Raw genomic sequence first — 20,788 nt, forward strand, 5'->3', positions numbered from 1 at the left:
TCGAAGATCAAGGAGTTGGAAATGCCGAAGATGAAGACGAAGTCGAGCGCCAAGAAGCGCTTCAAAGTGACGGGCACCGGCAAGGTGCTGGCAGGTCAGGCCGGGAAACGGCACGGGATGATCAAGCGGTCGAACAAGTTCCTCCGCAACGCACGCGGGACGCAGGAATTGTCTGCCCCCGATGCGAAGATCGTCAAATCCTACATGCCCTACGACCGCTAAGGAGGCCCGGATATGTCCCGTACCAAAGGTGGAACCGTCACTCACCGTCGCCACAAGAAAGTTCTTGATGCGGCCAAAGGCTATTACGGCTCGCGCTCGCGGAATTTCCGCACGGCGACGCAGGCTGTCGACAAGGCTAACCAATACGCCACGCGCGACCGCAAGGCCCGCAAGCGTCAGTTCCGCGCGCTGTGGATTCAGCGGATCAACGCCGCCGTCCGCGCCCATGATGAGGCGCTGACCTATTCGCGCTTCATCAACGGTCTGGCGAAAGCCGGGATCGAGGTGGATCGCAAGGTCCTCGCCGATCTGGCCGTGCACGAGCCCGATGCGTTCGGCGCCATCGTGGATCAGGCCAAGGCCGCTCTCTGAGCCTTCGGCCAACGCCATTTGAAGTTTGAAACCCGCAAGTGCCTGCCTGGCCTTGCGGGTTTTCCTTTTGCGCCCGATACGAAAAAGGCCCCGTCGCCATGCAGCGCGGGGCCTTCGTCAATTCCGTTGCAGGGGCGCTCAGGCGATGGAGCGTGTGTCCGGTTCCGCCCGAAGGGTCGGTCGCGGCGTGGTGCCGAGGTCGGGCTCGATCACCGCGCCGAAATCGTCCACGGCCCCGACCCGTTGCAGGTAGGCATTCGCCTGGTCCTGAAGCGGTTGGTCCGCAAGACCCTGGGCCGCGGCGGACAGATCCACCTCGCTTGCCGGGTAACCTTCGAACAACGCCGTCTCGTAGCGGTTCACGCGGTCGCGGGACCGGGCGAGGTCATCGTGCGCCACGGCCAGCTCCTCCGTCAGGCGGGCCACATCCTTGTGCGCCTGCTTGCCGTCCCGCTGCGCACGCGCCAGGCGGGATTGGTAGGCGAGAACGCGGTTGGCGATGGTGGCGGTGAAATGCGCACGCGCCAGAAGGTAGCCGCCAAGACCGGCGCATCCGATCAGCAGGACGACCAGAAAAAGGTTCATCAACAGGGGCATGAAATCGTCCTTCGCTTACTGGCGCCGCTCGACAACCGCGAATTCGACGCGGCGGTTCAAGGCTTCGGCTTCCTGGGTCGCTTCATCGAGCAACAATTGACGGGAGCCGAAGCCCACCGGTTCGTAGATGCTGGTGTCGTGGCCTGCGGCGGCGATCGCTTCGATCACGGCTTCCGCACGTTCCCACGACAGCAAAAGGTTCTGGGTCTCGTCCCCGGTGCTGTCGGCATGGCCGCGCACAAGGACCCGCACATCGCCACAGACGGCCACGCCCTCCGCGAAGGAGAAGGCGGCGTCCATATCCTCGGGCGCGGCATCGCGCGATCCGTGGGAGAAGCGGACCGACAGACGCTCCGCCGCCGCTTGCAGGTTGGAACGGCACAGCTCCGCCTGCTCCTCGGTCAGCGCGGGGCGCGGGTTGCGCCGCTCCTCGCGGCCCGTGGCGGCGTCGATCGACAGCGAGGTGAAGACCAGTTCCTCATCCTCCGCCGGGACCGGATCGCCGTCGGGCAATTCAAGCGCGGCTTCCAGGACGGGGGGCAACAGCTCCTCCAGATCCGGCTCGGCAACGGGGGCCACGACCGGCTGCACCATGGCGGCGGGCGCCTGGGGAAGCACGGCAACCTCCGACATTGTGGGCGTGGCCTGGCGCACCTGCGTCTGGCCGGTGGCGAGGAAGCCGCCCGCGATGCCCGACAGGGTGAACAACCCCGCCGCCGCAAGCACCGACGGTGTCGCGACCAATTTCCGATAATGATCCGCCCGGCGCGATGCATGTGCCAAGGACCGACCAGCCGCCTGCGATTCCGCGTCTTTGCGTGCGCGTTTCCTGAAGACCGCCATCAAACCAACTCCGTTCTGTAGACGATGGCGGCGAAGGGACCGGCGCCATCAGGGTACTCTACAGTTACACGTTTGGGCTGAGCGAATGGGTCGACCGACGCCCGCGACAGAGCGCGCGCCATCGCCGACGCTGAACAAGCGCCGGGTCCCGCGATCCCGGATTGGGGGACCAAATGCCGAAGAAAGGTCTTCGACCGGTGTGCTAACAACATACTCACGTGTACCTGCCCGATGCCGGTGTTTTGTTTTTATCCGGCTTGCGATGAATCTGCCTTGTTGCGGAATCTCAGTCAACGAATTGGACAGATGTGCCACAATTGCCTGCCCTTGGCTGTTGCAGGAATGCCCATTTGCCGCAAGCGGGGCGCGCGTCACGAAGACGCAAACCTCAAGGATTGCAGGGAAATTCGGGCTGAGAAACGGGCAATCTGCGCCGCGCGTGCGCGCCGTTTCAAATGTGGCAACAATGGGGCGGGCGGCCCGGCGCTGGCTTGCAATCCGCGCGTTCGTCTCATAGGGCAAAGGCCGGATTTCTACGGTGGAGCGCGAGAGTATGGACGGCTTGGACGAGCTCAGGAAAAGCTGGCTGGACCGCATCGGCGGTGCCTCGGACGAAGGCACGCTGGAGGAGTTTCGCGTGGCCGCCCTCGGCAAGAAGGGCGAGATCAGCCTGAAGATGCGCGAGCTTGGGAAGATGACGCCGGAGGAACGGCAGGTGGCCGGCCCCGCGCTCAACGCCCTGAAGGATGAGGTCAACGCCGCCCTGACCGCCAAGAAGGCGGGGCTTGCCGACGCGGCGCTTGATGAGCGGCTGAAGGCCGAATGGCTGGACGTCACGCTTCCCGCCCGCCATCGCCGCCAGGGCACGATCCACCCGGTCAGCCAGGTCATGGAAGAGGTCACGGCGATCTTCGCGGATATGGGCTTCTCCGTCGCGGAAGGCCCGCAGATCGAGACGGATTTCTACAATTTCGACGCGCTGAACATCCCCGGCCACCACCCCGCGCGGGCCGAGATGGACACGTTCTACACCCATAGGGCCGAGGGCGATAACCGCCCGCCCCACGTCCTGCGCACCCACACGAGCCCCGTGCAGATCCGCCATATGGAGAAACACGGCGCGCCCTGCCGCATCATCGCGCCGGGCCGTGTGTATCGCGCCGATTACGACCAGACCCACACGCCGATGTTCCACCAGGTGGAGGGGCTGGTGCTCGACCGCGACATCTCCATGGCGAACCTGAAATGGGTGCTGGAGGAGTTTTACTCCGCCTTCTTCGGCACGACCGTCAAAACCCGCTTCCGCGCGTCCCACTTCCCCTTCGTGGAACCGGGCGCGGAGGTCGACATCCAGTGCTCGTTCGAAGGCGGCACGGTGAAGGTGGGTGAGGGCGACGATTGGCTGGAGATCCTGGGCTCAGGCATGGTGCACCCCAAGGTGCTGGAGGCCGGCGGGATCGACCCGACCGAATACCAGGGCTTCGCCTTCGGCATGGGCATCGACCGGATCGCGATGCTGAAATACGGCATCCCGGATCTGCGCGACTTCTTCGCGAGTGACCTGCGGTGGCTGCGCCACTACGGATTTGGTACGCTGGAGATGCCTAGCGTGCATGCGGGGGTTTGAGGGGTGGCCATCGCAAATTGGATTCCGGTACTCGTCACACTTGTCGGCTTAGTAGGCGGAGCAATAATTTACCAGATTCAAAAAGCCACGGATAGAAAGAACCAGATTCGGCAAGAGAGGCGTGAGCTCTACCGAAAGTTAGTGGTGGCTGTGCGTGAGTTGCCACGCGTCTTGGTGTACGAGGACGATGAGAAAATCGGCCGAGAACATGCAGCATTCTCCGCGCTGTTAGGTGAGCTGCTTGTTTGCGCTCCAGACAATGTTGTTGAAGGCTGCGGGTCGTTAGAGGACGCTGTCGACGACGCTGTTATCGCCCGGCTTGAGGGTGGAGTCTCAGCCTTTTCTAAATCTGACGAGAATCACCCGTCTAAGATAGAACTCGCATTGGAAAAGGCAGTCTATGAGATGAGGCTGGATACTTTTGGCGATAGCAAAATTACCAAACAGATGATCGCTGCGATGATATCTGGTTTCGAAATCTCTATTGGGGTACGTATTCCATGAAATTCACCCTCTCCTGGCTAAAGGATCACCTCGACACGGACGCCTCGGTCCAAGCCATCACCGACGCTCTCACCGACCTCGGGCTTGAGGTGGAGGAGGTGGAGGATCGCGCCGAGCGTCTGAAAGACTTCACCATCGCCCACATCCAATCCGCCGAGAAGCATCCGGAGGCCGACCGGCTGCGGATCTGTCAGGTCGAGACCGACGACGGCGTGCAGCAGATCATCTGCGGTGCGCCCAATGCGCGGGCGGGGATCAACGTGGTGCTGGCGAAACCGGGTGACTATATCCCCGGCCTCGACATCACCATCGGCGTCGGCAAGATCCGCGGTGTGGAGAGTTTCGGCATGATGGCCTCCGAAAAGGAGCTTTTGCTGTCCGACGAGCATAACGGCATCATCGAGTTGGAGGACGCGCGGGTTGGCGAGAAGTTCGTGGATTGGCTGGCCGCGCATGATCCCGCCAAGGTCGATCCGGTGATCGAAATCGCGATCACGCCCAACCGGCAGGACGCGCTGGGGGTTCATGGTATCGCGCGGGACCTCGCCGCGCGCGGCCTTGGCACCCTGAAGCCCCATGATCCGCAGCCCGTCCCCGGCACCTATCAAAGCCCGATCAACGTCACGATTGACGCCGACACGCTCGACGACGCCCCCCATTTCACCGGGCGTCTGATCCGCGGCGTGAAGAACGGCCCCTCCCCGCAATGGTTGCAAGACCGCCTGCGCGCCATCGGGTTGCGCCCGATCTCTGCTCTGGTGGACATCACCAACTATTTCACCTTCGACCAGAACCGCCCCCTTCACGTCTTTGACGCCGACAAGGTCTCGGGCGACCTGCGCGTCCACCGCGCCGATGGGGGGGAGCGGATCACTGCGCTGGATGAAAAGGACTACACGCTCCAGCCCGGCCAGATCGCGATTTCCGACGACAAGGGCGTTGAAAGCATCGCTGGCGTGATGGGCGGCGCGGAAAGCGGCTGCACCGAGAAGACAGTGAATGTCTTCCTGGAATCCGCGTGGTGGGACCCGGTTCGCGTCGCCTATACGGGCCGCGCGCTGAAGATCAATTCCGACGCGCGATACCGCTTCGAACGCGGCGTGGACCCGGAATACACAAGGCCCGGTCTGGAGGCCGCGACGCAGATGATCCTCGATCTGTGCGGGGGGGAGGCGTCAGAGGTGGTGGAGGCCGGGTCCGCACCCGCCACCGCGCGCAGCTACACCCTGCGGCCGGGCCGCGCGAAATCGCTCGTCGGCATGGACGTGGCGCGAGAAGAGCAGATCCGCATCCTGACCGCCCTTGGATTCAGCGCGTCGGGCTCCGGGGATGACATCGAGGTCTGGGTGCCAAGCTGGCGCCGCGACGTGCAGGGAGAGGCCGATTTGGTGGAGGAAGTGGCCCGCGTCACCTCCCTGTCGAACCTGGAGCCGCAACCCCTGCCACGCGCCAAGGCAGGCGTGCCCGCCCCGGTGCTGACACCGATGCAATTGCGCGAACGCGCGGCGCGGCGGACCAGTGCGGCGCTCGGCTACAACGAATGCGTGACCTATTCGTTCATCGACAAGGCGGCGGCGGAATTGTTCGGCGGCGGCTCGGACGCCGTGATGCTGGACAACCCGATTTCCTCCGAAATGTCCCACATGCGCCCGGCACTTCTGCCCGGCCTCTTGCAGGCGGCCTCGCGCAACCAGGCGCGGGGGATGATGGACATGGCCCTGTTCGAGGTGGGCGCGGCGTTCCATGGCGGAGAGCCGGGTGAACAGCACCTGGTCGCCTCGGGCCTCCTGATCGGCCATACCGGCCCGCGTGACCCCCATGGCGCGCGGCGCGCCGTGGACGTGTTCGACGTGAAGGCCGATGCGGAGGCCGTGTTGGCCGCCATCGGCGCACCTTCCAAGGCCCAGATCCTGCGCGGGGCGCGGGAATGGTGGCATCCCGGTCGTCACGGGATGATCTGCCTCGGCCCGAAAAAGGTGCTTGGCATCTTTGGCGAGGTGCACCCGAAAATCTTGTCGGCGATGGATGTCAAAGGCCCGGCCATGGCCTTCACGATCTTCCCCGAGGAGGTGCCCTTGCCGCGCAGCAAGTCGGCCAGCCGGGGGGCCGTGACCATGTCGGACCTGCAATCGGTAGAACGGGATTTCGCCTTTGTCGTGGCGGCGGATGTTGCGGCACTTGACCTCGTGAACGCCGCTGCGGGCGCTGACAAGGCGCTGATCGAAGAGGTGCGCGTGTTTGATGAGTTCATCGGCGGAACGCTTGGCGATAATAAGAAATCGCTCGCCATCACGGTCCGGATGCAACCGCGCGACAAGACATTGACCGAGGACGAGATCGAAGCGGTTGCCGCCAGGATCGTCGAGAAGGTCACGAAGGCCACGGGCGGCACGCTGCGCGGCTGAGGCGGGGTTTACGCCCGGCCCGTGGGATCGCCGATGGCCCGGCTGGCCCTTGCGGCGGAATGGGCTAGTTTCGATCCATCTACCGGTGTCGGGCGCCGTTTCTAAGGCAAGGAGAAGGAGGCGAACATGTCGCTCAAGGTCTATCTATCGGGCGAAATCCACACCGATTGGAGGGAGCGGATCATCGACGGGTCGACCGACCTCGACGTGACGTTCTCCGCCCCGGTGACGGATCACGCAGCAAGTGACGATTGCGGTGTCGCGATCCTGGGGGAAGAGCCCGACAAGTTCTGGCACGACCACAAGGGCGCGAAGGTCAACGCAATCCGCACCCGCCACGGGATCGAGAATGCCGATGTCGTCGTCGTGCGGTTCGGGGAAAAATACAAGCAATGGAATGCGGCATTCGACGCGGGCTTTGCCAGCGCGCTCGGCAAGCCGCTGATCGTCCTGTCGATGCCGGACCATCAACATGCCTTGAAAGAGGTCCACGCCGCATCCCTCGCCGTGGCGGAGGAGCCGGAGCAGGTGGTGCAGATCTTGCGCTACGTGCTGACCGGCGGCCTGCCGGGCTGACGCCGCAGAAGCCCAGGGCAAAAATTGAGAGCGCGCCGGAGGGACCGACGCGCTCTGCGACATTCCGGGCGGCGGGGCAACGCGCCCGCGGGCCTCAGCCCTCGCGCGGCGGGGTTTGCCGCCCGACCTTCACCGCCTCCCGCTCCAGGAACCGGTCCAGGTAGCCCGGCACGTTCTTCAGGTCGTTCCAGCCGACGATGTCCTTCACCTCGTAGAAATCAAGGGCCGCAAGCCACGGCGCGATGGCGATGTCGGCGATGGAATAGTCGCCCGCGATCCACTCCTGGCCGTCCAGCGCCTTGTCCAGAACGCCAAGAAGGCGTTTGGCCTCATCGACGTAACGCTGTTTGGGGCGCGGGTCGTCGATCTCCGCCCCGGCGAACTTGGAGAAAAAGCCAAGCTGCCCGAACATCGGCCCAAGCCCGCCCATCTGGAACATCACCCATTTGATGACCTGGTATTTCTCGGCCTCGTTCCGGCCGATCAGCTTGCCGGTCTTCTCAGCCAGGTAGATCAGGATCGCACCGGATTCCCACAATTCGATCGGCGCGCCGCCCGGTCCATCAGGGTCGATGATGGCGGGGATCTTGTTGTTGGGATTGAGGCTGAGGAATTCGTCGCTTTTCACGTCGGCATCCGACAGGGTCACGCGATGCGCCTCGTAGGGCAGGCCAAGTTCCTCCAGCGCGATGGATGCCTTCACGCCGTTGGGCGTCGGGAAGGAGTAGAGCTGGATCTTGGTCGGGTCCTCGGCGGGCCAGCGGCTGTTGATCGGATGGTCGGTGATGGCGGTCATGGTGATCCCTCGGTTCAGAAATGTAGCGGGGCGCAGTTATGTCCCCTTGCCTTGGGTAAATAGGGCTGGCTTCTTACAGTTGCGATAGGGGGGGGCTGTGCGCGTGCGCACCTATGGACAGCACCCCTGAACAACGAACAGGACTGGGTGGACAAACCTCATGATTCAAGAATTCAAGGACTTCATCGCCAAGGGCAATGTCATGGACATGGCCGTCGGCATCATCATCGGCGCGGCCTTCACGGCCATCGTCACCTCGCTTGTGGGCGATCTCATCAACCCGATCATCGCGCTGTTTACCGGCGGGATCGACTTCTCGGGCTGGTTCTACATCCTGGGCGACGGCGAATGCGCCTCGGTCGATGCCTGTGCGGAGGCGGGGATTCCGATCTTTGCCATCGGCAATTTCATCATGGCGATCATCAACTTCCTCATCATCGCCTTCGTGGTGTTCATGCTGGTCAAGATGGTCAACCGGGTGAAGGCGGCGGCGGAGAAGCCCGAAGAGGTCGCCCCCGAAGTGGAGTCCGGCCCGAGCGAGCTGGACATCCTGATCGAGATCCGCGACGGCCTGAAGGCACGCGGCTGATCCACGGCAGAGCATTGCCGATCACGGCCCGTTTCGGAATCCCGAAGCGGGCCGTTTGCTGTATGATCCGGGTGGAACGTGCGGACGACCCGATCCGGAGGACAAATCATGCCGACACCCGAAGCAAGGATCACGGCCCTCGGCCTGACCCTGCCGCCATCTCTGACCATCCCAAGCGGCCTGCACCTGCCGTTTTCCTTCGTGAATGTCCGGGGGGATCGTGCTGTGTTCTCGGGGCATCCGAAGCACGGTCTCGACGGCGCGATCGAGGGGCCGTTCGGGACCCTGGGGCAGGATTTGTCGACCGAGGATGGCTATGACGCAGCGCGCGGCGTGGCCCTGTCGGTTCTGGCAAACCTGAAGGCGGAAATCGGCGACCTGAACCGGATCATCGGCTGGGTCAGGGTCTTCGGAATGGTCACATCCGCCCCCGGCTATACGGAGCAGCACCTCGTCGTGAACGGGTTCAGCGACCTGATCGTGGAGGTGTTCGGCCCGGATATCGGCCGCCACGCCCGATCCGCAATCGGGGTGGCGGCCTTGCCCATGGGCTTCGCGATGGAGATCGAGGGGGAGGTGCTGATCGCCCCCTGACCGCCCCATCTGCCGTGCCTGAGGGTGCCCTCGCTCAGGCCTTGACGGCCAGGCCCGGGGACAGGACGTCGATCCCCAGCGCCTTGCCGACCGCGTAGTTCGTCAGCTTGCCTTCATGGGTGTTCAAACCCTCCAACAGGTGCGGATCGTCGGCGCAGGCCTGCCTCCACCCCTTGTCGGCCAGGGCCAGCATGAATGGCATCGTGGCATTGCCGAGCGCGAGGGTCGACGTCCGGGCGACGGCGCCGGGCATGTTCGCAACGCAGTAATGCACGATCCCGTCGACCTCATAGATCGGGTCCTGGTGGGTGGTGGCCTTCGACGTCTCGAAACACCCGCCCTGGTCAATGGCCACGTCAACGATCACCGCGCCGGTCTTCATCGTAGACAGTTGATCCTTCGTCACCAGCTTCGGGGCAGCGGCGCCGGGGATCAATACGGCCCCGATCACCATGTCGGCGCTCGTGATAAGCTGTGCCGTGGCATCGGCGCTGGCGTAGCGGGTCTTGAACGCACCGCGATAAGCGTCGTCGAGGTAGCGCAGGCGCGGCAGGGAGCGATCAAGGATCGTCACATCCGCGCCCATACCGGCGGCCACGCGGGCGGCCTGCGTGCCGACCACGCCGCCGCCGATCACCACGACCTCTGCCGGGCCCACGCCGGGCACGCCGCCCATCAGCACGCCGCGCCCGCCATTGGCCTTCTGCAGGGCCCACGATCCGACCTGCGGCGCAAGACGCCCCGCAACCTCGGACATCGGGGCCAGCAGGGGCAGGCCGCCATTGCGATCGGTCACCGTTTCATAGGCGATTGCGGTCACGCCGCTCTCCAGCAGATCGCGGGTCTGCTCCGGATCGGGGGCAAGGTGGAGATACGTGAACAGGATCTGCCCCGCGCGCAGCTGCTTGCGCTCCGCCGCCTGGGGTTCCTTGACCTTCACGATCATCTCCGCCTCGGCAAAGACCGCCTCCGCCGTATCGGCGATCCCGGCCCCCACGGCGCGGTAATCGTCGTCCGTGAAGCCTGCCCCGAGGCCCGCACCGGCCTGCATCGTCACCCGGTGGCCATGGGCCACGGCTTCGCGCGCGGCGGCCGGCGTCAGGCCGACGCGAAATTCCTGCGGCTTGATCTCTGTTGGGCATCCGATGTGCATGGTGATCCTCCCTGATGCAGAATGTCTCCCTCCCACGGGGAATACGCCCGCTTGGCTGGAAATACTTTGATAATTTGCCCGCAATCACGCAGCTTGACGCACGAAATTTGTGTGTATGGAGTGTAGAGTGCAAGAAATTGACCGTGATGCGCTACTCGACGACATGGACCTTGCGATTCTGCGTGCGTTGCAGCGGCGCGGGCGGATGACCCATGCGGAATTGTCGGACCATGTGAACCTGTCCCCCTCGGCCTGCCACCGCCGCGTGCAGCGGTTGGAGGCGTCGGGCGTGATCCGCGATTACGTGGCCCTCATCAACCCGCGTGCGGTGGGCCGTGTGACCACCGTGTTCGTGGAGATCAAGTTGCAGGGCCAATCCAACGAAATCCTCGATGCGTTCGAGAAGGCCGTGACCCGCGTCCCGGACGTTTTGGAATGTCACCTCATGGCGGGGACGGCGGATTACCTTCTGAAGGTCGTGGCCCGCGATTCGGAGGATTTCGCCCGCATCCACCGGCAGCACCTGTCACGCCTGCCCGGCGTGGCGCAGATGGAATCGAGCTTCGCCCTGAAGACGGTTCACAAGACAACGGCCCTGCCGCTCTAGACCATAGCGCGCAGCACCAGATACGCGGCCATGCCCGCCACGGCGGCGACCACCGCGTTCTTGCGCCAATATCCCACCCCAAGGGCCGTGACCGCGGCCAGAAGATGCACCGCGCTCACCTGCCCGCCGGTCGCTTCCGGCCAGACGATGGCGGGTGTCACAAGCGCGGGCAGGATGGCCACGGGCGTATAGCGCAGGTGCCGCATCAGCCAATCGGGCAATTGCCGGTCCCCGATCAGCCCGAGGAAGGAAAACCGGACAAGATACGTCGCGACACCAAGGGCCACGATGACGAACCAGATCTCTGCTGTCGTCCACCCGGTCACGGCCTGCCCCCCGGCGGCGGCGGGAAGGCCGCGCCCATGCGCCGCTCGACTTCCGCGCCCACGATCATCGCGCCGATGCCCGCGGGCATGAGGCCAAGGTTGTAGGGTAGACCGGCAAACAGGATCGCAAGCACGATGGACGCCCCGGCGGCTGCCACATGGGCCAGCGTGCGCAGGGCGGGGGCCACGATCGCCAGAAACGCGATCGGCACCGCGAATTCCAGGCCCAGGTCTCCCGGAACGGACTGCCCCAGCACCGCGCCCGCCAAGGTTGCCGCATACCACACAGGAACAACCGGAAGGCACGTGCCGAAGAAATAGGCCATGCGCTCCGCTACGTTCATCGACGGCTCGGCTTCGTATTTCAGGATCGACACGGCATAGGTTTGATCGACATTCATGTAGCCGACCAAGGCGCGCTGCCACAAAGGGGCCTTGCCCAGATAGGGCGCAAGGGACGCGGAATACATCGCCATGCGCAGGTTCACCGCGATGGCCGACAGAAGGACGATCACGGTCGGGGCCTGGTCGATCATCAATTGAAGCGCGGCCAATTGCGCCGCGCCCGCGATCACCACGACGGAGAACCCCATGACCTGCGCGATGTTAAGGCCGGCTTCCGTCCCGATGACACCGAACAGCATCCCGAACGGCCCGGCGACCAGCACGAACGGCCCACAATCGCGGGCTCCACGCCAGAAGGCGTTGCGGGAAGTCGTGGCACGTTGCATGGAGGTTCGCTATTTCCGTGTAATGCCACAGGGGTAAACCCATTGGAGGGGCGGATGCAATCGCAGGCAGGGCAGGTTCCCGGGGTGATCCTCGCAAGCGGTGCGGGGCGCAGGATCGGCGGTGACAAGGCGCAGGTGATGCTGGCCGGGCGGCCGCTGTGGCGGCACGTGGCGGACCGGGTCGCGCCGCAGGTGAGCGTGCTGGCGATTAATGGACCCGGCGTCTGGGGCGACTATGGCCACGTGCGGGATGAGGTCCCGGGCCTCGGACCGCTTGGCGGGGTGCTTGCCGCGATGCGATGGGGGGCGGGGCAGGGGGCAGAACGGGTTCTGACGGTGGCCGTGGACACGCCGTTTCTGCCCGGCGATCTGGTGGCGCGACTGGCGGATACGGACGGACCTGTCGCCATCGCCCGCACCGGCGATGGGCTCCACGGCACAACAGCTTTGTGGGACGTGGCGCTCGCCGGTGATCTGCACGCGGCGCTGGCGCGAGGCACGCGGAAAGTGACGGATTGGGCCGGGCACCACGGCATAGCGCCCGTCGATTTCCCCGACACCACGCCCCCCGCCTTCTTCAACGTGAATACCGCGCAGGATTTGGCCCGGGCCGAAGCTTGGCTGGCATGACGGGGTTCGATACGATCGCCATGGTCGATTGGTCGGCGCGCTCTGCCCCGTCACCGGCCAAGCCCACCAAGGACGCGATTTTCATCGGGCTCAGCCGCCACGGCGCCACGACCACAAGCTACCACCGCACGCGCCACGCGGCCCTGCGCAGCCTGACCGGGGTGTTGGATGGGGAGGTTCGGGCCGGGCGGCGCATTCTCGTGGGCTTCGATTTTCCCTTCGGATACCCGCGCGGCTTTGCACGCGCCGTGTCCGGGTCGGACGATCCGCTGAACCTCTGGGCGTATCTGGCGGCGCTGATCTCGGACGACGCGCGCAATCGAAACAACCGGTGGGATGTGGCCGAGGGGCTGAATGCGCGCTTTCCCGGAATCGGGCCGTTCTGGGGATGCCCCGCGGCCCGCGCGACGCAGATGTTGCCCGCGCGGGGCACCCTTCGCACCGATCATGGGATGCCGGAGCGGCGCTTGGTGGAGCGGCGTCTGCCCCGGACGCAGCCCTGCTGGAAACTCTTCACGACGGGGTCCGTCGGCTCTCAGGTTCTGCTCGGCCTGCCGCATCTTCACGCGTTGCGGAAGCGGTATGGCCGCGATCTCAGCGTCAGCCCGTTCGAGGCACCGGACACCCCGATCGTGTTGGCCGAGATTTATCCCGGCCTGATTGACCGCGCGATCAAGGATCGGGTCCGGCCGGGGGAGATTTTGGACGCGGTTCAGGTCCGCCTGATGGCCCAGGCCTTCGCCCGGTTGGACCCCGACAGGCTCGACCGGATGCTGCGCGAAGGCGATGCGGAGGAGGGGTGGATTCTCGGCCTCGGTCAAGAGGCGGCGCTGATCGCCGCCCTCGATTGATATACCATTGATCTACTGCAAATCACCGAAGGCCGCGCGCATCCGGGCCACTGCATCCTCGACGACGGCGCGCGGTGTCGCGATGTTGAAGCGCAGGAAAGATTCTCCGCCGGTGCCGAAGGTCGGACCGTAATTCACCGCAATCTTCGCATCCTCCGTGACGCGTTTGGTAAATTCCTCCCGCGCCATCCCGGTGCCGGAAAAGTCGACCCATCCAAGGTAGGTGGCTTCAAGTGCCATGGAGCGCAGGCCGGGAATGGCATTGATGCCCTCGTCGAAAATGCGCGCGTTTTCAGCGATATAGCCGCGCAGCTCGTCCACCCACGCAGCGCCGGCGGGACTGTATGCGGCTGTCACCATGAACACGCCGAAGGAATTGGGGGACATCCCCATGGCCGCCATCCGCGCCGCGAATTTCGCGCGCAGGGTCTCGTCGGCGATGATGACGTTCCCGATATGGGAGCCCGCGATATTGAAGGTCTTCGTCGCCGCCGTCATCATCACCAGCCGATCCTCGATCCCGTCGATCTTGGCCATGGGAATATGGCTCTGACCGGGCATCAGAAGGTCGTGGTGGATCTCGTCTGAGACCAGGATAAGGTCGTGCCGCTTGCAGAAATCGGCCACGCCCTGCAACTCCGCCTCCGTCCAGACGCGCCCGCCGGGATTGTGGGGGGAGCACAGGACAAGCATCTTCTCGTGCCCCTTCATCTGCGAGTCAAACGCCTCGAAATCAAGGACATAGCGCCCGTTTTCCTGCGGCATCTCCAATTCGCACAGGTCCCGGCCAGAGGCGTTAATCACCTTGGCGAAGGCATGGTAGACGGGCGTGAACAGAACCACGCCGTCACCTTCATTGGTAAACGTGTCCAGGCACATGGCCGTCCCGTTCACCAGTCCATGGGTGGAGAAGATGTGAGACGGATCGACCGTCCAGCCGTGGCGTTCCTGCATCCACCAGCAGATCGCCGCGCGGTATTTGCTGTCATCCCCGAAATACCCGTAGATGCCGTGGTCGACCATCGCCTGAACGGCGTCCTGCACGCATTGCGGGGGGCGGAAGTCCATGTCGGCCACCCACATCGAAATCCCGTCCTCGGGGGACACGCCATACAGCGTTTCCATCATGTCCCATTTCACGCAATGGGTGCCGCGACGGTCGATGACTTCATCAAATGACATGGGGTTCTCCGGGATGTTGCGTGATGCGGACCGTAGCGCGCTCTGCGCTGGCCGCAAGGTGGCGGGCGCGATGGCATGGCACGCCCTTTATTCGCGCCGCGCGATGGACTACATCACCGCCCATGATACGTCCGATCCTGATCCATCCCGACCCGCGCCTGAAGAAAGTGGCGGCCCCCGTGGCTGACCTGTCCGACGAGTTGCGCGCACTGGCCAAGGACATGCTGTCCACCATGTATGACGCGCCGGGCATCGGGCTGGCCGCGCCGCAGATCGGCGTGAACACGCGGCTGATCGTTCTGGATTGCGTGAAGGAGGAGGGCGCGGCGCCCCGTCCGCTTGCAATGTTCAACCCGGAGGTCGTGGCGTCCTCGGACGAACAGAACACGTATGAGGAAGGCTGCCTGTCGATCCCTGAGATCTACGCCGATGTGACGCGACCGGAGGCTGTGACGGTGCGCTGGATCGACACGGACGGCAATGAGCAGCAGGAGGATTTCGACGGCCTCTGGGCCACCTGCGTCCAGCACGAGATCGACCACTTGGAGGGCAAGCTGTTCATCGACTACCTAAGCGGGTTGAAGCGCCAGTTGATCACCCGGAAAATGGTCAAGCTGAAGCGGGACCGCGCGCGGGAAGGCGTGTGAGCCTGCGCGAGATCCTGCTATGGCCCGATCCGCGGCTCAGTCGGGTCTGTGCGCCCGCGGACGCGGATGATCCTGCCCTTCCTGCCCTGATCGATGACCTGTTTGAGACGATGTATGCCGCCAAGGGCCGTGGCCTCGCCGCCCCGCAGATCGGTGTGATGCAGCGGGTTTTCGTGGTGGACGTGGCTTGGAAAGAGGGCACGCCCGCGCCGATGGCATTCGTCAACCCGCATCTCAGCTTCCATGACGAGGTGGCGCATGCGGAGATGGAGGAGCAATGCCTTTCGATCCCCGATCTGCCGATGCCCGTGACCCGCCCGTCCTCCGTTCAGATCGCGTTCATTGACCGTCTCGGAATGTCGCAGGACGAGATGTTCGAGGGTCCTGCCGCACGCTGCATCCAGCACGAATTTGATCACCTGAACGGTCGCGTGATTTTCGACCATCAAGCCCCGAAGGCACGGACCGAGTTCGAGGCGCGCTATGGCGGTTAGACCTTTCGTCCCGTGGCCCGACAAACGCCTCCGCTCACCGGCCGCCGAGGTCGGCCAGATCACCGAGGATCACCGCGCAATCTGGGATGACATGATCGACACGATGGAGGCGATGCCCGGATTGGGCCTGGCCGCACCGCAAATCGGCGTGATGCTGCGCCTGGCCGTGGTGGATGCCAGCGACGAACGGGGCCGCCCGATCCGCATGGCGGACCCGGAAATCGTCTCCCGCTCCGCCGAGAGGAATACCTATCCCGAAGGCAGCCCCAACCTGCCGGGCGTGACGGCGAAGGTCTCACGCCCTGCCACAGTCACGGTGGCCTTTACCGATCATATGGGCCTGCGGGTCCGGCAGGAATTTGTCGGCCTCTGGGCCACTTCCGTCCAGCATCAGATCGACCACCTGGCGGGGCGGATGTATTTCGACAATCTGTCCAAGGTGAAGCGCGATATGCTGTTGAAGAAAGCTCGAAAGGTCCGCTGATGCGAGTGATCTTCATGGGAACGCCAGACTTTTCCGTCCCGATCCTCGATGCGCTGGTCGAGGAGGGGCACGAGGTCGCGACCGTCTATTCCCAACCGCCCCGGCCCGCCGGGCGTGGCAAGAAGGACCGCCCCAGCCCGGTTCAGGCGCGGGCGGAGGCGCTTGGCCTGCCGGTGCGCCATCCGGTGAGCCTGAAGAATGCCGACGCGCAGGCAGAGTTTGCGGCGCTGGAGGCCGATGTGGCGGTCGTGGTCGCCTATGGCTTGATCCTACCACAACCCATCCTCGACGCGCCGCGCCTTGGTTGTGTGAATGTCCATGCCTCCGACCTGCCGCGCTGGCGTGGGGCGGCGCCAATCCAGCGGGCCATCATGGCCGGCGACCGAACCACCGGCGTGTGCCTGATGCAAATGGAGGCAGGTCTTGATACCGGGCCGGTCCTGCACCGGATGCTGTGCGACATCGGGCCGGAAGACACGTCCGGGGACCTGCATGACCGATTGTCCGGGATGGGGGCCGATCTGATCCGCGCGGCCTTGCCCAACCTGGAGCGATTGGTGGCAGAGCCCCAGCCCGAGGGTGGCGTGACCTATGCCGAAAAGATCAGCAAATCCGAAGCAAAGGTGGATTGGACCGCCCCCGCCCCCCATATAGATCGTCTGATCCGGGGCCTGTCACCGTTTCCCGGCGCATGGACCGTGGCGGGCGGCAAGCGCCTGAAACTGCTTCGCTGTCGATTGGGCAACGGGCAGGGTACGCCGGGGCAGGTCCTCGATGGCACCGTGATCGCTTGCGGGGACGGGGCGGTGGAATTGGTTCAGGTCCAGCCCGAGGGCAAGGGGCCGATGGCGGCGGAAGATTGGGCACGCGGCGCGCGCATCGCGCCGGGGCAGTTTTTGGGAGATCACGCATGATCCTGTTTTCGTTTTTCGGCTCGCTGATGATCGCGGGGATCGTGGCGTTCCTGTTCGAGAAATGGGGATGGACCCATAACGGCATCGTGCCGTCGATCTTCATCGCATGGGGGGCGGTGCTGGTTTTCTACTTCGTCCGGTCGCTGTTCAATTTCAGCCTCGGCTCTGCGGGGCTGGATGCCATCGTGGCGTCAGCGGCGGCCTTGATCCTGATCCCCACGGAATACGCGACCCACCGGCGCAAGCGAAATCGCCGGGACCGCTGATTTCTGCGCTGCGGCACTTGTGCGCTGCGGCGCAATAAATTACCCCTCACGGGAATGCACGCGCAATATCCTTTCGTGAGGTCCCAATGAGCTTCCGTCTTCAGCCGCAACCCGTCGCCCGCCCGAACCGGTGCCAATTGTTCGGACCGGGGTCCAACACCAAGCTGTTTGCGAAGATGGCGGCGTCGGATGCGGATGTCATCAACCTCGACCTGGAGGATTCCGTTGCCCCCGACGACAAGGCGCAGGCGCGCGCCAACGTGATCGAGGCGATTGGTTCGGTGGAGTGGGGCAACAAGACGCTCAGCGTGCGGATCAACGGCCTCGACACGCCGTACTGGTACCGCGACGTGGTGGACCTGCTGGAGGCGGAGACCGATCGGCTCGACATCATCATGATCCCCAAGGTGGGCTGCGCGGCGGATGTCTATGCCGTCGATGCGCTGGTCACGGCCATCGAGACGGCACAGGGGCGCACGAAGCCCATCGGCTTTGAAGTCATCATCGAAAGCGCGGCCGGCATCGCCCACGTGGAGGAGATTGCCGCCGCCTCCCCCCGAATGCAGGCGATGAGCCTCGGGGCCGCGGATTTCGCCGCCTCCATGGGGATGCAGACCACCGGCATCGGCGGCACGCAGGAAAACTACTACATGCTGCGCGAGGGGGAGAAGCACTGGTCCGACCCGTGGCACTGGGCGCAGGCGGCCATTGTCGCGGCGTGCCGAACCCACGGCGTTCTGCCCGTGGACGGCCCGTTCGGCGATTTCTCGGACGACGATGGATACCGCGCGCAGGCCCGCCGCTCCGCCACGCTTGGCATGGTCGGGAAATGGGCGATCCACCCGAAGCAGATCGCGCTGGCCAACGAGGTTTTCACCCCATCGGACACCGCCGTGGCAGAGGCGAGAGAGATCCTCGCCGCGATGGAGCAGGCAAAGTCCGACGGTGCAGGGGCCACGGTTTACAAGGGACGCTTGGTTGATATTGCGTCGATCAAGCAGGCCGAAGTTATCGTAAAACAAGCTGAAATGATCGCCGCCTCGTAGGAAGAATTAAGCCCTCCGAAACTGTCGCGTCGTAGGCCTGTCCCCGGTGAGTAATGGTAGCTTGGGGTGGGTTATGAGTTTTTCCGTGTTGATGGATTTCGTCGCGGCGTTGGCGGTCATGGCGCTGCTGGCGGAGAGTTATGGCTTCGTGCGCCGCAGATTTGTGGGCGCGCTGCTTGCGCCGTCGGTTCTGGGCATCCTGTTCGGCATCCTCGCGGTGGTGCAGATGCACAACCCGATCGAGCCCTTTGAGGGCCTGATCATTGATATGCGGGCGGTCCCGGTGGCCTTGGCCGGCGCGTTTCTTGGATGGCGCGGCGTTCTGCCTTGCGTGGCAATCGCGCTTCTGGGGCGGTGGGAATTGGGCGGCGTGGGGATGCTCGCGGGCTGGATCAGCATCGTGATCGCCGCCTTGGCCGGCATCATCTGGGCGCGCAAGACTGCGCATCTGGGCGATCGCGGCTTCCCGATCCTGCTTGGGCTGGCCCTTGCGATGTCGTCCCATCTCTTGGGCGCGTTGGCCTTGCCAAGTGATTTGGCCGCGTGGTTCCTGATGAATGCTGGCCTTCCGATCCTCGCGGCCAACCTGGTCGCGGTGCCGACGCTTGCCGCCCTGATGGAGCGGGAGAATCGGCGTATCCGGATCATGGACGAGATGCAGGCAGCGGCAACGCGCGACCCGGAAACGGGGCTGCTGACCGGCCCCGCATTTGCGCGCGACGTGACAAATGCCTTCGCCGCCCACTCGCTTGGGACATATGCGGGCCTTCTTGCAATCGAGCCGCGATTTGACGCCTTCAACGCGGTTTTGGCGCGCGCCGGGCTGAAGACCCATCGGCACGGCATCAATCGCCACGGGCTTGAATCGTTTCTGTCCCAAGCCAACTTGGCCGGACAAACGGAAGGCGGGCGCGTCCTGATCCCGCTGACCCAGGATGAGATGCTCGTCGCGCCACAGCTTGTCGACGATATCCGACACGACCTTCAGGATCGGTCGCGTGACACTGGCGGTGCGGCGATGAGGTATCACGTGACCGCCGTACCACTGAGCGATCCGGCGATGTTCCTGCGTGTCATCGAGAATGAGGCGAACGCGGAGGACGCCCCTTGGTACCAGATGCGCCGGGCCGAGATGTCGCCCCTGCGGCCGGGCCAGAAAAGCGCCCTGCGCCGTGGTCGATTGTTCAGCCCGGCGGAACATGACGCGCTGTTCCGCAAGGCCGACTTCCTGATGGACCGCCGCAAGATAAACTGATGCTAGGTGGCGGATGCAGCGGCTGAGTTGCATCCGCCCCCACGGGTTGTCATATACCAAGGCGGCCCGATGATGCTCGGGCCATGGCAACGAGGGTCAGGCGCGATGAACTATCTCGATTTCGAAAAGCCGCTGGCGGAGATCGAAGGCAAGGCCGAGGAATTGCGCGCCATGGCCCGCCGCGAAGAAGGCATGGATGTCGAGGATCAGGCCGCCGCGCTCGACAAGAAGGCCGCCGATTTGCTGCGCGACCTTTACACCGACATGACGCCTTGGCGGAAATGCCAGGTGGCGCGGCACCCCAACCGGCCCCATTGCAAGGACTACATCAAGGCGTTGTTCACCGAGTATACGCCGCTGGCCGGAGACCGGAATTTTGCGGACGACCACGCCGTCATGGGCGGTTTGGCGCGGTTCAACGACCGCCCCGTCGTCGTCATCGGCCACGAGAAGGGGTTCGACACCAAGACGCGGATCGAGCGCAATTTCGGCATGGCCCGCCCCGAAGGGTATCGCAAGGCCGTGCGGCTGATGGAGATGGCCGACCGCTTCAACCTCCCGATCCTGACGCTCGTCGACACGCCCGGCGCCTATCCCGGAAAGGGCGCGGAGGAGCGTGGCCAGTCCGAGGCGATTGCCCGATCCACCGAAACCTGCCTTCAGGTGGGTGTGCCGCTTATCTCCGTCATCATCGGGGAAGGCGGGTCCGGCGGGGCCGTGGCCTTCGCGACCGCCGACCGCCTCGCCATGCTGGAGCACTCGATCTATTCCGTCATCAGCCCCGAGGGCTGCGCGTCGATCCTGTGGAAGGATGCCGAAAAGATGCGCGAAGCGGCGGAAGCCTTGCGCCTGACGGCGCAGGATCTTCACCGCCTTGGTGTCTGCGACGTGGTCATCAAGGAACCGCTCGGCGGGGCGCAGCGCGACAAGGACGCGGCTATCGCGGCGGTGGGCAAGGCGCTGGCATCGATGCTGGCAGGGTTCGGAGAGGCGGATCGCGACAGCCTTATTGCAAGCCGTCGGCGGAAATTCCTCGATATGGGGTCAAAGGGGCTGGCCGCCTGATCGCGCGGCCCC

26 protein-coding genes are annotated in these 20,788 nt (G+C 64.4%); 19 read left to right on the top strand and 7 right to left on the bottom strand.

Annotated features, from left to right (window positions below):
* Positions 1–21 precede the first annotated feature (21 nt).
* Together rpmI and rplT are read left to right on the top strand one after the other, a co-directional pair.
* Positions 22–222 (top strand): 50S ribosomal protein L35, encoded by a 201-nt coding sequence (gene rpmI, locus KUW62_RS18290; protein ID WP_224816893.1) that lies wholly within the window; start codon positions 22–24, stop codon positions 220–222.
* Between the two features lie 12 nt (positions 223–234).
* Entirely contained in the window at positions 235–594 is a 360-nt protein-coding gene (gene rplT / locus KUW62_RS18295; protein WP_224816894.1) for a 50S ribosomal protein L20, read from the top strand.
* A 138-nt stretch (positions 595–732) separates the two neighbouring features.
* On the opposite strand, the gene KUW62_RS18300 is transcribed toward rplT, so the two are convergent.
* On the bottom strand, positions 733–1,191 hold the full coding sequence (locus KUW62_RS18300) for a hypothetical protein (protein ID WP_224816895.1): 459 nt from the start codon (positions 1,189–1,191) through the stop codon (positions 733–735).
* A 15-nt stretch (positions 1,192–1,206) separates the two neighbouring features.
* Positions 1,207–1,935 carry an OmpA family protein gene (locus KUW62_RS18305; protein ID WP_224816896.1) on the bottom strand — a complete coding sequence of 243 codons (729 nt, stop codon included), beginning with the start codon at positions 1,933–1,935 and terminating at the stop codon, positions 1,207–1,209.
* 652 nt (positions 1,936–2,587) lie between these two features.
* Between KUW62_RS18305 and pheS the strand changes: the two genes are divergently transcribed.
* From pheS to KUW62_RS18325, 4 genes are all read left to right on the top strand, one after another.
* The gene (gene pheS, locus KUW62_RS18310) at positions 2,588–3,661 is read left to right on the top strand and encodes a phenylalanine--tRNA ligase subunit alpha (RefSeq protein WP_370632913.1); all 1,074 of its coding nucleotides are present in this window, start codon (positions 2,588–2,590) and stop codon (positions 3,659–3,661) included.
* A 3-nt stretch (positions 3,662–3,664) separates the two neighbouring features.
* Positions 3,665–4,165, top strand: coding sequence for a hypothetical protein (locus tag KUW62_RS18315; protein WP_224816897.1), 501 nt, complete (start codon positions 3,665–3,667; stop codon positions 4,163–4,165).
* Positions 4,162–6,570 carry a phenylalanine--tRNA ligase subunit beta gene (gene pheT / locus KUW62_RS18320; protein ID WP_224816898.1) on the top strand — a complete coding sequence of 803 codons (2,409 nt, stop codon included), beginning with the start codon at positions 4,162–4,164 and terminating at the stop codon, positions 6,568–6,570. Before KUW62_RS18315 ends, pheT begins: the two co-directional genes overlap by 4 nt.
* A gap of 126 nt (positions 6,571–6,696) precedes the next feature.
* Positions 6,697–7,146 (top strand): YtoQ family protein, encoded by a 450-nt coding sequence (locus KUW62_RS18325; RefSeq protein WP_224816899.1) that lies wholly within the window; start codon positions 6,697–6,699, stop codon positions 7,144–7,146.
* Positions 7,147–7,240: 94 nt separating this feature from the next.
* Here KUW62_RS18325 and KUW62_RS18330 read toward each other — a convergent pair whose 3' ends face one another.
* A complete protein-coding gene (locus tag KUW62_RS18330) occupies positions 7,241–7,942 on the bottom strand; it encodes a glutathione S-transferase family protein (RefSeq protein WP_224816900.1) in 702 nt (233 codons plus the stop codon).
* A 160-nt stretch (positions 7,943–8,102) separates the two neighbouring features.
* On the opposite strand from KUW62_RS18330, the gene mscL reads away from it, so the two are divergent.
* Positions 8,103–8,531, top strand: a complete 429-nt coding sequence (mscL, locus tag KUW62_RS18335) for a large conductance mechanosensitive channel protein MscL (protein ID WP_224816901.1) — start codon at positions 8,103–8,105, stop codon at positions 8,529–8,531.
* A 108-nt stretch (positions 8,532–8,639) separates the two neighbouring features.
* On the top strand, positions 8,640–9,125 hold the full coding sequence (locus KUW62_RS18340; RefSeq protein WP_224816902.1) for a RidA family protein: 486 nt from the start codon (positions 8,640–8,642) through the stop codon (positions 9,123–9,125).
* A gap of 34 nt (positions 9,126–9,159) precedes the next feature.
* Here the strand turns inward: KUW62_RS18340 and ald are convergent, their stop codons facing one another.
* Positions 9,160–10,278 (bottom strand): alanine dehydrogenase, encoded by a 1,119-nt coding sequence (ald, locus tag KUW62_RS18345; RefSeq protein ID WP_224816903.1) that lies wholly within the window; start codon positions 10,276–10,278, stop codon positions 9,160–9,162.
* A gap of 163 nt (positions 10,279–10,441) precedes the next feature.
* On the opposite strand from ald, the gene KUW62_RS18350 reads away from it, so the two are divergent.
* The gene (locus KUW62_RS18350) at positions 10,442–10,885 is read left to right on the top strand and encodes an Lrp/AsnC family transcriptional regulator (protein ID WP_224816904.1); all 444 of its coding nucleotides are present in this window, start codon (positions 10,442–10,444) and stop codon (positions 10,883–10,885) included.
* On the opposite strand, the gene KUW62_RS18355 is transcribed toward KUW62_RS18350, so the two are convergent.
* Both KUW62_RS18355 and KUW62_RS18360 read right to left on the bottom strand, forming a co-directional pair.
* Positions 10,882–11,211 carry an AzlD domain-containing protein gene (locus tag KUW62_RS18355; protein WP_224816905.1) on the bottom strand — a complete coding sequence of 110 codons (330 nt, stop codon included), beginning with the start codon at positions 11,209–11,211 and terminating at the stop codon, positions 10,882–10,884. The two genes, KUW62_RS18350 and KUW62_RS18355, sit on opposite strands and share 4 nt — an antisense overlap.
* Positions 11,208–11,942: an AzlC family ABC transporter permease gene (locus KUW62_RS18360; RefSeq protein WP_224816906.1), complete on the bottom strand. Its 735-nt coding sequence runs from the start codon at positions 11,940–11,942 to the stop codon at positions 11,208–11,210. Before KUW62_RS18360 ends, KUW62_RS18355 begins: the two co-directional genes overlap by 4 nt.
* Positions 11,943–11,996: 54 nt before the next feature.
* Between KUW62_RS18360 and KUW62_RS18365 the strand changes: the two genes are divergently transcribed.
* Together KUW62_RS18365 and KUW62_RS18370 are read left to right on the top strand one after the other, a co-directional pair.
* Positions 11,997–12,572 (top strand): molybdenum cofactor guanylyltransferase, encoded by a 576-nt coding sequence (locus tag KUW62_RS18365; protein ID WP_224816907.1) that lies wholly within the window; start codon positions 11,997–11,999, stop codon positions 12,570–12,572.
* Positions 12,560–13,423, top strand: a complete 864-nt coding sequence (locus KUW62_RS18370; protein WP_224816908.1) for a molybdopterin guanine dinucleotide synthesis — start codon at positions 12,560–12,562, stop codon at positions 13,421–13,423. Before KUW62_RS18365 ends, KUW62_RS18370 begins: the two co-directional genes overlap by 13 nt.
* Before the next feature lie 12 nt (positions 13,424–13,435).
* On the opposite strand, the gene KUW62_RS18375 is transcribed toward KUW62_RS18370, so the two are convergent.
* Positions 13,436–14,605, bottom strand: coding sequence for a MalY/PatB family protein (locus tag KUW62_RS18375; protein WP_224816909.1), 1,170 nt, complete (start codon positions 14,603–14,605; stop codon positions 13,436–13,438).
* Between the two features lie 122 nt (positions 14,606–14,727).
* Here KUW62_RS18375 and def (KUW62_RS18380) point away from each other — a divergent pair, with 122 nt between their 5' ends.
* The 8 genes from def (KUW62_RS18380) (at position 14,728) to KUW62_RS18415 (ending at position 20,776) form a co-directional block, all read left to right on the top strand.
* Positions 14,728–15,252, top strand: a complete 525-nt coding sequence (gene def, locus KUW62_RS18380) for a peptide deformylase (protein WP_224816910.1) — start codon at positions 14,728–14,730, stop codon at positions 15,250–15,252.
* Positions 15,249–15,746: a peptide deformylase gene (def, locus tag KUW62_RS18385; RefSeq protein WP_224816911.1), complete on the top strand. Its 498-nt coding sequence runs from the start codon at positions 15,249–15,251 to the stop codon at positions 15,744–15,746. Before def (KUW62_RS18380) ends, def (KUW62_RS18385) begins: the two co-directional genes overlap by 4 nt.
* Positions 15,736–16,230, top strand: coding sequence for a peptide deformylase (def, locus tag KUW62_RS18390; protein WP_224816912.1), 495 nt, complete (start codon positions 15,736–15,738; stop codon positions 16,228–16,230). Before def (KUW62_RS18385) ends, def (KUW62_RS18390) begins: the two co-directional genes overlap by 11 nt.
* On the top strand, positions 16,230–17,144 hold the full coding sequence (gene fmt / locus KUW62_RS18395; RefSeq protein WP_224816913.1) for a methionyl-tRNA formyltransferase: 915 nt from the start codon (positions 16,230–16,232) through the stop codon (positions 17,142–17,144). Before def (KUW62_RS18390) ends, fmt begins: the two co-directional genes overlap by 1 nt.
* Complete coding sequence (locus KUW62_RS18400) at positions 17,141–17,410, top strand: hypothetical protein (protein WP_224816914.1); 270 nt, start codon at positions 17,141–17,143, stop codon at positions 17,408–17,410. The genes fmt and KUW62_RS18400 overlap by 4 nt, the downstream gene beginning before the upstream one ends.
* A gap of 86 nt (positions 17,411–17,496) precedes the next feature.
* A complete protein-coding gene (locus KUW62_RS18405; RefSeq protein WP_224816915.1) occupies positions 17,497–18,456 on the top strand; it encodes an L-malyl-CoA/beta-methylmalyl-CoA lyase in 960 nt (319 codons plus the stop codon).
* Between the two features lie 73 nt (positions 18,457–18,529).
* The gene (locus KUW62_RS18410; RefSeq protein WP_224816916.1) at positions 18,530–19,711 is read left to right on the top strand and encodes a LytS/YhcK type 5TM receptor domain-containing protein; all 1,182 of its coding nucleotides are present in this window, start codon (positions 18,530–18,532) and stop codon (positions 19,709–19,711) included.
* 105 nt (positions 19,712–19,816) lie between these two features.
* Positions 19,817–20,776: an acetyl-CoA carboxylase carboxyltransferase subunit alpha gene (locus KUW62_RS18415; RefSeq protein WP_224816917.1), complete on the top strand. Its 960-nt coding sequence runs from the start codon at positions 19,817–19,819 to the stop codon at positions 20,774–20,776.
* Positions 20,777–20,788: the final 12 nt, after the last annotated feature.

This window comes from Hasllibacter sp. MH4015 (assembly GCF_020177575.1).
Taxonomy (GTDB): Bacteria; Pseudomonadota; Alphaproteobacteria; order Rhodobacterales; family Rhodobacteraceae; genus Gymnodinialimonas.